At 43.5% G+C, this 14,578-nt stretch carries 13 protein-coding genes; all 13 read right to left on the reverse strand.

From position 1 onward, the window contains the following. Window positions 1–786: a cobalt ECF transporter T component CbiQ gene (gene cbiQ / locus Tfer_RS04015; protein ID WP_052216976.1), complete on the reverse strand. Its 786-nt coding sequence runs from the start codon at window positions 784–786 to the stop codon at window positions 1–3. Between the two features lie 88 nt (window positions 787–874). Next, a complete protein-coding gene (pstA, locus tag Tfer_RS04020; RefSeq protein WP_052216977.1) occupies window positions 875–1,753 on the reverse strand; it encodes a phosphate ABC transporter permease PstA in 879 nt (292 codons plus the stop codon). Continuing rightward, window positions 1,750–2,643, reverse strand: a complete 894-nt coding sequence (pstC, locus tag Tfer_RS04025; protein ID WP_083436768.1) for a phosphate ABC transporter permease subunit PstC — start codon at window positions 2,641–2,643, stop codon at window positions 1,750–1,752. The genes pstA and pstC overlap by 4 nt, the downstream gene beginning before the upstream one ends. 115 nt (window positions 2,644–2,758) lie before the next feature. Further along, the gene (locus Tfer_RS04030) at window positions 2,759–3,670 is read right to left on the reverse strand and encodes a phosphate ABC transporter substrate-binding protein (RefSeq protein WP_052216979.1); all 912 of its coding nucleotides are present in this window, start codon (window positions 3,668–3,670) and stop codon (window positions 2,759–2,761) included. A 231-nt stretch (window positions 3,671–3,901) separates the two neighbouring features. Continuing rightward, window positions 3,902–4,609, reverse strand: a complete 708-nt coding sequence (locus Tfer_RS04035) for a response regulator transcription factor (RefSeq protein WP_052216980.1) — start codon at window positions 4,607–4,609, stop codon at window positions 3,902–3,904. Window positions 4,610–4,729: 120 nt separating this feature from the next. Then, a complete protein-coding gene (locus Tfer_RS04040) occupies window positions 4,730–5,173 on the reverse strand; it encodes a CBS domain-containing protein (RefSeq protein ID WP_052216981.1) in 444 nt (147 codons plus the stop codon). A 134-nt stretch (window positions 5,174–5,307) separates the two neighbouring features. Next, window positions 5,308–5,508: a hypothetical protein gene (locus tag Tfer_RS04045; protein WP_052216982.1), complete on the reverse strand. Its 201-nt coding sequence runs from the start codon at window positions 5,506–5,508 to the stop codon at window positions 5,308–5,310. Window positions 5,509–5,562: 54 nt separating this feature from the next. Continuing rightward, window positions 5,563–6,984, reverse strand: a complete 1,422-nt coding sequence (locus Tfer_RS04050) for an ArnT family glycosyltransferase (protein ID WP_052216983.1) — start codon at window positions 6,982–6,984, stop codon at window positions 5,563–5,565. 164 nt (window positions 6,985–7,148) lie between these two features. Then, on the reverse strand, window positions 7,149–7,391 hold the full coding sequence (locus Tfer_RS04055; RefSeq protein WP_052216984.1) for a hypothetical protein: 243 nt from the start codon (window positions 7,389–7,391) through the stop codon (window positions 7,149–7,151). Window positions 7,392–7,540: 149 nt separating this feature from the next. After that, on the reverse strand, window positions 7,541–7,930 hold the full coding sequence (locus tag Tfer_RS04060; protein WP_052216985.1) for an Hsp20/alpha crystallin family protein: 390 nt from the start codon (window positions 7,928–7,930) through the stop codon (window positions 7,541–7,543). A 40-nt stretch (window positions 7,931–7,970) separates the two neighbouring features. After that, entirely contained in the window at window positions 7,971–8,621 is a 651-nt protein-coding gene (gene ppaX / locus Tfer_RS04065) for a pyrophosphatase PpaX (protein ID WP_052216986.1), read from the reverse strand. Window positions 8,622–8,804: 183 nt separating this feature from the next. Further along, complete coding sequence (locus Tfer_RS04070) at window positions 8,805–10,622, reverse strand: GGDEF domain-containing protein (RefSeq protein ID WP_052216987.1); 1,818 nt, start codon at window positions 10,620–10,622, stop codon at window positions 8,805–8,807. A gap of 284 nt (window positions 10,623–10,906) precedes the next feature. Next, a complete protein-coding gene (locus Tfer_RS04075) occupies window positions 10,907–14,173 on the reverse strand; it encodes a S8 family serine peptidase (protein ID WP_052216988.1) in 3,267 nt (1,088 codons plus the stop codon). Between the last annotated feature and the right edge of the window lie 405 nt (window positions 14,174–14,578).

Below are 14,578 nucleotides of genomic sequence, written 5' to 3' on the forward strand. Positions count from 1 at the left end.
CTATAACCCCCTCCTGTCCAGGATAACGAGAACAATACCGGCACCAAGCACCAAAACTGTCCAGATAAAATCCTTCGGCATCATCCTAAAATCATGCAGTGTTTTCATTTTCCCCGTATACCCCCGGGAAAGCATAGCCAGATATACCCGTTCTCCCCTCTCATATGCTCTTATAAACAGCGAACCCACCAACTGCCCGAGGGTGCGCAGCGTATGCAGGTGCCAGATATTCTTGCCGGCCACAAAGGCCCTGGCCTTGCGGGCCCGCCGCATACGTTTTAATTCATCCATGGCCACAAAAATATAGCGGACGGTAAATTCAAGAAGCTGTAGAAAAACAGCCGGAACCCGCAGTTCGGCCAAAGCCTTTAAAAGGTAGTTGAACCTTGTCGTCAAGGTCAGAAAAAGCACGGCCAATATGGAGGCCAAAACCCGGCCAAAGAGCATAACAGCTTCCCGGACTCCCTCTTTCGTCGCCGTTAACGTTACCACCCAGAGGTTCACATGAAGCAAAGTCTCTCCCGGCTTAATAAAAGGGAAAATCAAAATCATTATCCCGGCAAAAGGTATGACCCAGGTAATTCGGCTGAAAATATAACTTAAAGGTATTTGGGCAAATATCAGTAACAAAATCCAAAAGAAAGCGGTCGCGAACAAAAGGGCCGGCGTCTTAACCCCGGCAGCGAGGAAAATAAAAACAAGAGTGGTCACCGTCTTGGCCCTGGGATCAATGCGATGAAAAAAGGTATCCATTTGGGCGAATTCGTCAAGGTGAAAATGTTTCATGGTTTGGCTCCCCTGTTGTAATATTCCGGATTTATTATATCACCAACTGGAGCCTTCTTGAAACTTTTTTCAGCAAAGTTTTTATTTCTTAACCCATACGTTTTTGCATGCGGCGTCCTATCCACCTGGCTAAAATGTTAAACAGCAGCACCACTATGATTAAAACTGCAGCCGACCCATCTGCCACGGCCCGCACATCGGGTATAAGACTTTCGGAATTAACCTTCCATATATGAACCGCCAAGGTTTCCCCGGGTCTGAATGGATTGAACGGCGACGTAGGATAAGTTGGGAGCCAGCGTGAAAAATTGAGGTTCGGGCTGCTCATTCCGGCAGTATAAAGCAGCGCCGCAGCCTCGCCAAAGATCCGCCCGGCAGAAATAACAAAACCGGTTATAAGTCCCGGAAATGCTGTTGGCAGCAAAACTTTCACTATCGTCTGCCATTTTGTCGCCCCCAGGGCCAAACTGCCTTCCTTATATTCTTTCTGTACACCGGTAATAGATTCTTCCGTTACCCGGACAATAAAAGGCAAATTAATAACAGACAAAGCAAAGGCCCCGGCCAGTATGGAGTATCCCCAGCCGGTCATATTGACAAAAATTATTAAACCAAAAAGCCCTACAACAATCGAAGGCAAAGATGCCAGGGTTTCTATACAGGTCCTGATGATTTTTACCAGCGGCCCGTTTTTGGCATATTCAGCCATATAAACGCCTGCCAGTAAACCTATAGGCACTGTAATAAGCATAGAAAGGACCAACAGGTAAAAAGAGTTGAAGATTTGAGGCCCAATCCCGCCTCCGGCAGCTATATTTGTCGGAGGACTGGTTAAAAAATGCCAGTCAATCACTTTAGCGCCATGGTAAAGAATATATCCGATCAGAAACAAAAGAAGAGCAATTACAGTAAGCGCTCCGGCCCAAAACATCCCAGTGGCCAATTTATCGGCTGTTCTGGCGTTCACTGGTTAACCCCCCTTTTACTCACCAGTCTGATTATGATAATAAAAAAGAATGACATGATTAGCAGCACCAGGGCCATGGTCCAAAGAGCATTGTTCCAGGGGGACCCCATAGCAGTATACCCCATGTCCATAGTAATTCCACTGGTCAATGTGGTAGCCGGATCAAGTAGGGAATGTGGTATCTTCCTCACATTGCCCAGCACCATTTGGACTGCCAGCGCTTCTCCGAAAGCTCTGGCCAGGCCCAGGATCAGTCCTGTCATGATGCCGGGCAAGGCTGCCGGAAACAGGACTCGGCGAATTAATTGCCAGCGCGTACTACCCAAAGCATAGGAGGCTTCTTTATATGAATTAGGGAGTGCCTTAATCCGGTCTGTGGCAACACTGACGGTAGTAGGCAGAATCATAACGGCGAGGACCAGACCGGCAGCCAAAACACTGACCCCTAATCCGCCAAAGGTGCTTCTTATGAAAGGTACCAGGACACTCAGGCCAATCCACCCGTATACTACAGAAGGGATACCGGCTAACAGTTCAACGGCAGGCTGCAAAAATCTTTGACCAATGCTTGGCGCTATTTCCGTAATAAAAAAGGCGGAAATGATGCTTAACGGCGCGCTTAGCAACACTGCGAACAATGAGACTACAATCGAGCCTGCCAAAAAAGGCAAAATCCCGAATGAAGGGCCTCCTTCGGCTGCGCTACGATCGGGGAACCAATCGGTGTTTAAAAATACATTGGAAAAACTAATGTGGTTGCTGAAAAAGATGGCCAAACCTTTGGAAGCAATAAAGAAAATAATTGAAATCGTGAGCACAATTACCAGAGCTACACATAAAAAAGAAGCCCATTTACCAATTAACTCGTTTTTCACATTTTTTAAATTCAACGTTCCAAACACCCCTAATCAAAATAAAAACCACTCATTAATAAAAGCATGATGGGACAGCCCCAACAAAATTGAAGCTGCCCTGGCCTGAATTAACTTTCTTAAAAATATGCTTTTACTTCGCGCCTTTCTCTACCTTCATTTCAGTTACCGGTATATAGCCCAATTTTGGAACAAGAGTTTTCTGAACATCGTCGGAAAGCATATAATCCAGGAAAGCCTTGGTTAAACCCTTAGGTTCACCCTTGGTATACATGTGCTCATAAGACCAGACAGGATACTTTCCTTCGACAATGTTTTCCTTGGTGGGAGCGACTCCATCAAGGCTTACAGCCACTACGCTCTTATCAACATAGGATAATGCTAAGTATCCAATCGCGCCAGGGGTTTCTGCAATAATCTTCCTAACGGTTCCCGAAGAATCCTCTTCAATTCCACTGGCTTCCTCCGCACCATCCAACGCGTATTTCTTGAAGGTAGCACGAGTACCGGAACCTTTTGGCCTGTTCACCAAGGTAATTTTTTGGTCTATACCTCCAACATCTTTCCAATTAGTAATTTTGCCGGTAAAAATATCAATTAACTGCTGTTTGGTAAGGTTGTTGACCTTAACCTTGGGGTTTACCACCGCAGCCATGCCCACAACGGCTACCTTGTGGTCAACTAACTGGCTGGCATCGATACCGTCTTTTTCTTCAGCGAAAACATCAGAGTTTCCGATATTAGCTGCTCCCTGGGAAACCTGGGTAAGACCTGTACCGCTTCCTCCACCGTTAACAACTATTTGGGCATCCGGATTCTCACTCATAAACTGCTGTGCTGCCTGGTCCACCAATGGTTGTAAAGCTGTTGAACCAACAGCGGTAATTGAACCGGCAATCCCATTTTCTCCTGCTGTTTGTCCCTGATTGGTTCCTTCCTGGTTTGTCTTATTGGTTCCTTCCTGGTTTGTCCCACTGCATCCTACGACAGCGAAAACTAGCAATGCTGCCAAAGTTACTAATAAGATCTTTTTCAATTTTTGCACTTTTTTGCCCCTCCTTTAAATATTCTAATTATTTTTCGATGGCCAACCTTTGCCACAATTCACATTATAAAACACAACTGTTAACATCCAATTATGACATTGTTAAGGTTATGTTAATTAATGTGAACTTTGCGTAAAAGAAAAAAGGCGGCACCAGATGCCACCTGTTTAGGTGAAGAAATTTCATGCAAACAGTCTTCTTTTTTCAGATTAATGAAAAGGTATTCTTCTTTAGGCCAATTCTTTAAAACGATAACCCACACCGCGCACTGTTTCTATAAAGCCGGGCTGAGAAGGATCCCGTTCAATTTTCTGACGTAAGTGGTAAATGTGTACATCAACTGTACGGGTGTCACTCGTATAATCAAAACCCCATATGGTAGATAACAGGAAATCCCTGCTGAAAACCTTACCCGGGTTGTTTATCAGGAGGACAAGTAATTCATATTCTTTTAATGTCAGGTCCAGTTTCTCCCCATTTAAAAAAACCTCATACCGGGCAGGTCGCACAACCAAGGGCCCATAGACTATCTCTTCTTCAACCTTTCTATCGGCATGTTTAATAAGGCCGGTTCTTCTCCGCAACCTGGCCTTCACGCGCGCTACCAACTCCCGTGGGCTGAAAGGCTTTGTTACGTAGTCATCGGCCCCCAACTCGAGGCCAATGATTTTGTCCATTTCATCAGACTTGGCCGTCACCATGATTACCGGTATATCTGCCGTTTGCGGCTTTTTGCGCAAAGTCCGGCATACTTCCAGCCCGTCTATCCCAGGTAACATCAGGTCAAGAAGAATTAAATCAGGCCTATAATTTTCTGTTTCCTTGATGGCAGTAAGTCCGTCTTGGGCTACTTTAACATCGAATCCTTCCTTTTGAAGAACGAATCTAACAAGTTCAATTATGTGATGCTCGTCGTCAACAATTAATATTTTAGCCACTTTTACCACCATACCTAAAAGAATTCTAACCCCATTTTAGGATAGGTATGTAAAGGGGCTATTATTTAATAGTTAAATTTTTGTTAATCTTTAGTTAAAAAACTAAATTAAATAAGTTTGTTAAAGTTTTCCTTCCATAACCAACCGCATTATATCCCGCCTGCTAACAAGGCCAACTAATTTTCCATCGGCCAATATGGGCACGTTTTTTATTTTTTCCCGGACCATCACTCTGGCTATTTCCGAAATGGGGGTATCCTCACTGGCTGTAAACAGCTCTTCGGTCATTACTTCCCTCGCTGTAGTTCCCGACCTTTTATTTATTGATTTAATCATTTCGCGAAGTTTTCCTAAAAAAGCTACTCCTACATCGACAGGCTCCCCATCAGAATAAGCACGGTAGATTATATCACCTTCCGTAACCACTCCTAAAACCTTTAAATTATCATCAACAATAGGCAGCATACTGACGTTGAAGTTCAGCATCATCCTTATTAATTCCTGAATGCTGTTTTCAGGTTTGCCGGTAAGCACATTGGTATGCATTACTTCTTTAGCCAGCATTGATTCCACTCCTTACCGCGTTTTTGATCTTAATTCATGTTATCATACAAAACCTGGTTTTGTAAACATTGGTAAAACTCTTGCTGGCGTGACTGGCATCTTTATATTAACATTTGTTTTTCATTGAGAAAAAATCAAGAAATGATGTAGTAACAAGCATCCACTTCCTCGTCATCAGCCTGAGCCAGGACAGCACCCAGTTGAGAAAGGTGTTCCGCTTCCCTGAGGCTTTCTCCTGTACCGATCATGCGGCGTCCTACTGCCCTGCTGGCCTGTGATTCCGGATGGTCCATTACGAATTGCATAATTTCTTTTACTTTTTCGTTTTTATCCATTTCCTTAACACCTCCGGTTTTAGTATGCCTCAAGCCGTTCTAAAAAAACCGGAGTTAAACTTGCCCGTCTCTTGTAAACTTGAATACATAATAGTTTTGGCCGTGTATTTGGGTTTTTCCACAAAAAACGGTCTGTTTTTTAATAAATTTTCCAAGACTGTCCTGATCCTTGGTAAAAAGCGGCCATTTGTTGAACTGGGCAATATTTGTATCAATTACTATGTAATCGGGGGATATTTCCTGCAAAGCCGTTTCCGCGGTTTTGCGTTCCAGATCCATAATCATGCGTACATTATGAAAACCTATGACACGACAGTCATCCAAATAAACAGCCAGGCTGGGCTGGGCGATCACCGTGGAATGAGGTTCGACCAAATTTTGCAGTGTCGCTGCACCATCATTGCCGTTTCTATACCCGGAAAAACTTTTTACTATACCTATCCCATTTGTGAAAATGAGCACAATCAAAAGAAAAACTAAACCTGTGCTTCTGTGTTTTTTCAGAGAATAGGCAGCATATAATGCCATGTAAGGAATTACCAAAGCGACGTAATAATTAATATACTTATTTGGCACAAGAACAACCAGTCCCAGGAAATTGACGGCCTGAATGAGCAGCAAGGTTTTGGCCTCGTTATCCTGTTTCTTGGTTAGACCAACAATCATCAATAAGGCTAACGGAATGAGCCAGAACAGCCATTGCCTGGCCTCCTGCAACAGCCGCAAAAAATTTTTTAACTGGACTAAAGGACCGCCCAGCCACCCGCTGTTTGCATAAAGATACCTCTGTACCGTAAAGTACTGTCTGACAAATTCATTCAGATCCCCAATTACAAAGGAAAAAGTTATAAGTACGGGAAAAGCAAGGGCAGCAAAAAACCGTTTATCTACTGACGCTTTTAACTTAAGTAATATTAAACCATCCAAAACGGTAAAAATACCAACCGGATGGTTCAGCACAGCCAAGCTGCCAATGAACCCGGCCTCTACCGGTCGTTTGTTCCAGGCAAAATAAAACGACGCCAGGGATAACAACAGGGTAAGCATCTCCATGCGCCCTATACAGGCCACCCAGATGAAAAGCACATTAAATACCAGTAAAATAGGAAACAGATGAGGTACCCCTAGGTTTTTGCCTATTTTATAAGCGAGGAGTAATGACAATAATCCCAGGAAGGCAGACAGTATTTTGATGGACCAGCAGTTAAAGCCGAACAATTTTATTGGTATGTACATTAACATTATGTATAAGGGATGTTGCCAGTAGGTTTTCGTCTGAAATTGAAATAGCCCGCTCATGGACGTGGTACCGAAATGACCTTCCTGAACAAAGTTTCTGGCCGGCTCCGCAAACAGGACTTCATCCATGGTTACCGGCATTTTCCCAAGCAAAGGAAAAGTATTGGCAATATAAAACATTAAAGCCAGAACCATTAATAACCTGGACAAGTTTTTGTGTGACAAACCAATTTGCATACGAACTCCACCAACCAAACCATGGTCCCGCCCGAAAAAATGAATTGTACATTACTGTTAATTGTTACCTTATTAATTATATTGTAACAATCTTCTAATTGCGCCGTCAATGAAAAACCGTAAAAAAAAGATAGGCGTCTGCCTATCCCCTTTGAAAAATCTTTTTAACTGGCCAGATTGGTTCTTTTTTCATTTAATATCTTATTAAATTCCTCCTGAGCCGAACGTCGCTTTACTTCTTTTTCTATAAGTTCTTTTATTCTGGCAGCCCGCGATTTGATAGACATGGGGCCGTTACTGGCCTCCTGCTCCTGCCATAAATACTCGTCTGCCAAACGCTCCAAAATCATTTTGGGAACTTGTCTTTTAGCATCGCTGGTAATGGTAAAATGAAAAAATCTCTGCACGTCTATTCCCCCTCAATTTTTCCATCTTTTTTATGGAGTTCACATCAAAAATTATCATTTTTCCAATATTTTACCTTAATATGTGATTAATTTCAACATTTTTTGCTCATCTTTCAATAAAACTTGATTTTTATATTAATATTGGAAAATTATGTTTTGGGGATTTCAACAGTCAACCGGTTGCCTTTAAAATAAACCTGGGCTTTTTCCGCCGCAATTCTCTTTGGCAATCTGTAGCACTGGTAAAAACTTTTCCAACTGGCAGCAGCCGAATGACTGTTTTTCTCTGAACTGCTTGTTTGCCCAAATACTTCCACCTTATCCCCTTCAACTCTTACATCCAATTTATTTTTTAATTCTTCCGGGACGATAAAATGCAGCAGGGTCCTGTCCCGCTCCTCCTGCACCTTTATGTTGTGCACGTCTATACCCTCAAAAAACTTATCCAAAGCCTTCAACTGAGCATTAAAGTAATTCTCAACAGCCCTGAAAAAATGCTCCAGGTTCCTGATGGCATCCCACGGTATCAGATCACTCATAAAAATCACTCCCCAAAAGGCCGTTTCTACTACTATTATATTAATCACCCTTTGCGGTTGTGATTTTTACCAAATCCTGGAATTCTGACAGTACCAGGTCAGGTTTATACCTGCGCAGCGTTTCAATACCATGGACACTCCACTTCACAGCAGCCGAACCTACACCGGCATTGACAGCACACTGGATGTCGAAGGGGCTGTCACCAACCATGAGAACTTTTCTTTTTGCCGGATGGTTGAGAATTTCCATGGCTCTGTTGATGGGAGCAGGATTGGGCTTATGGGCTTCCGTATCTTCAAAAGCTATCAGAGCATCAAAAAAACGGTCCAGGGAAAACAGACGCAGCCCCTTAAGAGCCACCTTTTTGATTTTTGAGGTAACTACCGCCATTTTAATACCTTTCTTACGCAGTTCCGTTAAAGTCTCCCTGACACCGGGAAAAAGAGTGGTAAGCTCGTCATGTTTTTCCTGATTAAAGGTTCTGTATGTATGGAGCATTTCCTCTACCTGGTCAGGGTCAAAAACTTTCATTATATCGACCAAAGGCACCCCAAAATAGGGATACAGCTCTTCATCAGAAACTTCCCGCCCCAAGTGTTTTTTAAAGGTATACCGGAAAGACTCCAGTACCAAAGTATTGGTATTGAGTAATGTTCCGTCCAGGTCGAACAAAATGCAATTATAGGCCATCCGATTATACCTCCTGGAAAATTTCAGTACAAAAATAGTATATCATCATTGTGAAGGCTATTTTTCTATGCCTGTAAAGCCTCACAAATGCCATATTTATAAATTATTGCCGAAGATCAAAAGTTATAACAACAAGCACCACAGCAGCCCTAAGGGTAATACGCCAAGTAATTTAAATCATTATTAAAAATCAAAAACTACAGATGATCCCTGGTTTTGCTTGGCAACTCGTTTTAATTCTGCTGCAATTTCGCCGATTTCCAAATAATTGCGGAATTTTCGTTTAGTATTATTAACTGCCGCCAATGATATGGACATAATCGGAAATTTTTCCGGCCGGCCGCGCCGGTTAGTAACTTCTATAAATCCTAGGGCAAGGTCCTTAGGATCGTATAAATTCCGGATATTTTTATCAAAGTTTTCAAGAATATAGTTGGCTATGTTTTTCGCGTATTCCGGTTTTGTGATTATAACAAAATCATCGCCGCCGATATGGCCAACAAAATCATCACCTGAACCAAACCTTACCAGGCTGTCACTTAAAATCTGGGCAGTTAGGAGAATAGCTTTATCTCCATTTTCAAAACCATACTTGTCATTAAATGCTTTGAAGTTATCCAAATCGGCATACAAGACCGTAAAGTCCCCATTTTCTTCCACTAAGGCTTTTAATTTTGCCTCAATGATAAGGTTACCCGGCAGACCGGTAAGTGGATTTGAATTTTGAGCACAGGAAATTCTCATTTTGGTAATGTTATTGAGCATGCTCATTATGGAAACTACTCCAGCATATTTCCCTCCCTTGTCAACCACTATTATAAGGTCATAAAGATTATATTCGTCACGGCTCATAGCAATTTGTGAAGCATCTTCAAGAGGCATGTCCGCATGCACAATTAAAGGCGATTTATCCATAATTAACGCTACCGGCCTGTTTTGATAAAGAGATACACCATAGTTCGTACCAAGTCTGTAATAAAGTTTGTTTTTCATAACAAGGCCGACAGGCTGACCATTTTCTACTACAACCAGACCGTTTAGATTTTTTTCATGTAAAATTTGTTCAACTTTGCTGACAGGGGTTTCTTTTTCTATTGTCTGTGTTAACTCTGCAATCTCTCCTATACGTATACCCAACCCGATGAACTGGTTATGCAGCTTAAGCGGTTTCGAGGTATTATTCAGATTTGCAATAAGCCTCATTGCTTCCGGAGTAATCTCCGGAGCCGGGTAGGACGGCCTGGCCAGATAGTACCCCTGCACATAATGTACTCCCAAATTATAAAGGGCTATTAACTCTTCACGGGTTTCCACTCCCTCCGCAATTATCTTTGCATTTACCGCGGCAGCAAGCTTTACCATTGCCTCAACAATAGCCTGTTTTGGGAGACTGGTATGAATTCCCCTGATGATAGACATATCAAGTTTTATATATTCCGGCCTCAATTCGACTATGGCCTGCAAACTGGAATAACCCGCGCCCGCATCATCAACGGCTATTGTGTACCCCTGCTCCCGGTAATGACATAATGATCGGCAAAAACTGTCAAAATCAGTAATAGCTGTGCGCTCCGTTATTTCAAAAGTAACCTGTTCGGGTTTAAAACCGCGGAGGGTAACACATTTTTTCGTTTTTCCGTTTTGGAAATGGGGGTCATTAACAACTTCTGCATTCATGTTGAGAAATAGCTGTTGGTGCGATTTTAAATCATGGATGTTGTTTAATGCTTCTTCGCGGCAAATTTGTTCCAACGCAAAAAGCAATTGGTTGTCCATAGCGGCCTGAAAAAGGTCAACTGGAGAAAATAATGGACTGCCCTCCGGCCCACGGGTAAGGGCTTCGTAACCCATAATTTCTCCGGTTTTTATATTGACAATCGGTTGGTATACAATCCTGATTTTCCTTTCTCTTATTATGTTTTCAAGTTCTTTACGTCTAAACGGCGGGTGATTAGAACAATCCTTTCGTTTTGTCTCGCTTACATTAACCGTACCTTCCATTTCCGCACCTACTCTCTTCCATAAAAGTATTGGAGTAAAAAACCATATCACTTATTATAAGTGTAGCTTATCTTTTTAAAAATTACGTTAAAAGATTTTTAAACTTTAATTAATTGCGTTGACCAGAAATTTTTAACCAGATTTTGAGATGGGCCAACTTCACGTTAATTTGGCTTTAACATGAATAGGAGATAATAGGTGCATAACTAAAATATCAGGAAAGTGGGTTAATTTGCCTCAATTCAGTGTGAAATAACGCCGGAAAACGGCCAAATGTTTTAAACTTACTTTTTCCCTTTTTTACCCACCACAATGTATTTGACCGTCATTTTATACGGCAGGACAGAAGCATTGCCTAAATAATCATAAACCTTTAAAAAGTAAATTCCGGATTTTTTAATCGGCAGGGTGAACAGCTCTTCTTCCCCCACCAGAGCCTGGTCTACCCGGGTAATCAAACGACCGGCGGAATCATATAGCTCAATAACCCCGTCAATATCGTTGGGGGGCTCCAACTTTAGGGTCAGTTGGGAAGAAGCAGGTATAAATATTTTAAACCAGTCCACGTCTTCTGTTCCCATGAATGTAGGGCTGAATACGGCATTGTTGCCCAAAGGTTTGGCCGTTTGCATTGTATTGTTGTTTTCCCAATAATCAGGCACAGCTTTAAAACTCCGGACCAGTAACGTATATGTCCCTTTGGGGACCTTGCCGGGGAACTCAGCCCAGCCATTTACAGCCAAATAATACCGTCCCGGCTTGGAAGCCATGAAAACCCCGGCATCGACACTCCCGCCGCCGCCGGAATTGATTTGAACAACATAATCCAGGTCAGGGTAATCATACTTACCTTCATTTGCTTTGTCGTTCCCGATATCTTCCCTTTTCCTGCCCTCCGGCTCCCGGAAAACTGCTACCATAGTATCCAGCCCCTGAGGCGGAATTATCTTTATCAGTACCGGTCCTTTTTCATAGATATCCAGGACATAATAATCTATATCATTCATCGGATAAAGGGTGCCTGTTTTCGTCTCTCCCAAGCCGATAGGAACAGATTTCTCGTATGTATCATTTATCTCGGCATCCACAAAGTTAAAGCTGTCAAAAGTCAGGGTAAATTTGTAGTCACCTGTTATATCCCCCAGATAATTAGCTATACTGATGTAGTATTTCCCTGGAGCAACTTTAAACCGCTGAGATTCGGCCGGGTCGGGCGGGACCGACACAAAAGGATCCGGCGACCCGTAATTTAGAAAGCTCACGGGTTCCATTTTTTCGTCATAAATTGTTATATCCGGGATAAGGGTTGTTACCGCCTGCCAGTCAAAGATAACAATCCCCGTCTTACTTACCTCAAATTGGTACCAATCCCGGTCTTCCGCACCGGAAAAATTGGCTTCAACTTGGCTGCCCAGTTCTATCGGGCGGGCATCTTTCTCTGATTCGTTCGGTTCATACCGGTCCTTAGGAGGATTGTACTCCGTTACCTGTAAAGTATATGGGCTATTCACCGCACCATTGGTTTTATCATATACCCTGAGATAGTAATATCCGGCCCCTTCTATATACGGTTTAAAAGTTCCTGTTTCATTTTTACCCTGTCCACCGGTATCAATTATCTGGTCGGCATGTTGGCCATTATCCCATAAATCTCCTTCCGTTCCCTTGTCTCCGGCGAATCCATCAGCCGGCGGCTCACCTATAACCTCGACAGCAAGATCAAGACCGGCCGGGACTTCCGTATCAATTTTGTAGATATTCCCTGGCATTACATATACCTTATACCAGTCTTCGTCGCCACAAGGATTTATGGCTGCCGATACTTTGCGGCCCAATTCCACTTTTTTGGCATCCTCCAAAGTATCATTTCTCTCCCACATATCAGGAACCAATTCATTTTTCTCCAATATCTGAGCCGTCAAAGTGTATAACTCCTGAGACCAACGGTTATGGTTGCCAAAGACCCTGAAGAAATAATCACCGGCAGGCAAATCGCCAATGATACCGTATACTGCTTCGCCGACTTTCACATTAGAATCGGGTTTAGGAAAAAGCCCCCAGGCATCAAAGCGTGTATCGGCATCTCCCGCTTCTTCCATAGAGTTAAAAGCGTTCAGCATTTCTCCCTGTTCACTATAAATTTCTATGGCAGGAGTAACTTTACCGGCCGGCAGTAATTCAAACTGCAGGCTTGCTCTGTCTGGCACAGAAATCCGGTACCAGTCCTCATCAGCCCCATAATCAAGTTTTTGGGTCACTGGCCGGCCACTTTTTATATATTGGGCATCTTCCTGCCGATTGTTGGCCACGTCTATTTTATCAAAAGAAGTAGTCAGCGCTTTAAATATATCTATCCTTCCGTGACCATACTGAGGGTCCCAACCGGGTTCTCCCAGGTCCTTTGCGGAAGATTCTATGATTTGCCTGACCTCATCAGGCGTCAACCAAGGTTTGGCGCTTATCAGCAAAGCCGCCAGGCCTGCAACCTGCGGCGCTGCCATGGAAGTTCCGCTTAACTCGCCATAGGTAGACCCTTTATGTGGGTCCCAATATGTACTGAAGATCTTTTCGCCGGGCGCACATACATCAATTTCCGGTCCATAACTTGAAAAATCAGCCAATTTATCGTTTTTATCAGTAGCGGAAACAGCAATTACCTGTGAAAGAGCTGCCGGATAACTGATATACTGATTCGCCCAGTTTCCAGCGGCTGCCACCATAATGACTCCCTTTTTTCGGGCATACTCTATAGCCTCATTCAACATGGTTGAATTGGCCATGGTGCCAAAGCTCATGTTAATAACATTGGCCCCATGGTCAGCAGCCCAGATTATTCCGTCGGCAACACTGATATCACTGCCGCCCCAATAATCAAAAACCTTGACTGGCATTATTTTGCAGTTACCGGCCACTCCGGCAATGCCAATCTCGTTATTCGATACGGCAGCGGCTATTCCGGCCACATGGGTTCCGTGTCCGTCATCATCACGGTTACTCTTTAATGGATTTACAGTGTTCGTCCCCGGAACAAGCTTGTTGCGCAAGTCCGGGTGGTTCACGTCCACACCGGTATCTAAAACCGCAATAATTACGCTTTTTCGACCCTGGGTAATATTCCAGCCCTGTTCAGCATTGATTTTCTTTAATGCCCACTGCCTGAAATACATGGGGTCCCTGGGCAAAGCAAAGGGTTTGTAAATATAGTTTGGCTGGACATTCTGCACCAGAGGGCTGGTTTTTAGTTTTTTAACCAGCATGGGAATATCCTGCCCTCCGGTTGTACCGGCCAGTATATAATTGAGCCTGGTATCCTTTTTTAATACGGTAAGCCTATTTTTTTTAAGGAATTCCCGCTGTTCCCGGTTATTACCCCTGAGTTTCAGAATAACTTGATCCTTTAAAAACATAGTATCCATTTTAACAGGTAGCCTGGCTGAATTGCTTGTCGTAGTTCCTGTTGCGCTTCCCGCCGGGGATATCCCAGGAAAAAGCACTGATATAACCATTGTCAGCAGCAAAATAATACTAAATATTTTCTTGGCTTTGAACACGTCCGCTCCCCCTTAATATTTATGTACATGCTATATAAGTATTAACCGTTTTCCAGCTTTATCCTGCAAAATAAGGGGAAGTCTAAAAAATATTTTCTTAACCGTTACTCCGGGAATGCAGGTTGCTGCTGCACCGGTGAAGCAGCATGTTGGCAGGATGAAGGAAGGGTGGGATGACCCGGCTACCCCGGAGCTTGGTGCTGGAGAATGGAGGCAGGGTAGGAGGGTGTCTCCGCTACCGGGGAGCTTGGTGCTGCAAACCCTTGCGGGCAGGCAGCGTTCCCGAACTCGATGGCTCATGTTGCATTTCTAATAAGCCGGGCCGCCTCCCGTCCGGTCACTCAGCATATGTTGCGTGCCGCAGATAGGAAAAGGGGAGGTTAAATGATTCCTCCGCTCCGTGAC

Origin of the sequence: Thermincola ferriacetica, assembly GCF_001263415.1 — a bacterium.
GTDB classification, from domain to species: Bacteria; Bacillota; Thermincolia; order Thermincolales; family Thermincolaceae; genus Thermincola; species Thermincola ferriacetica.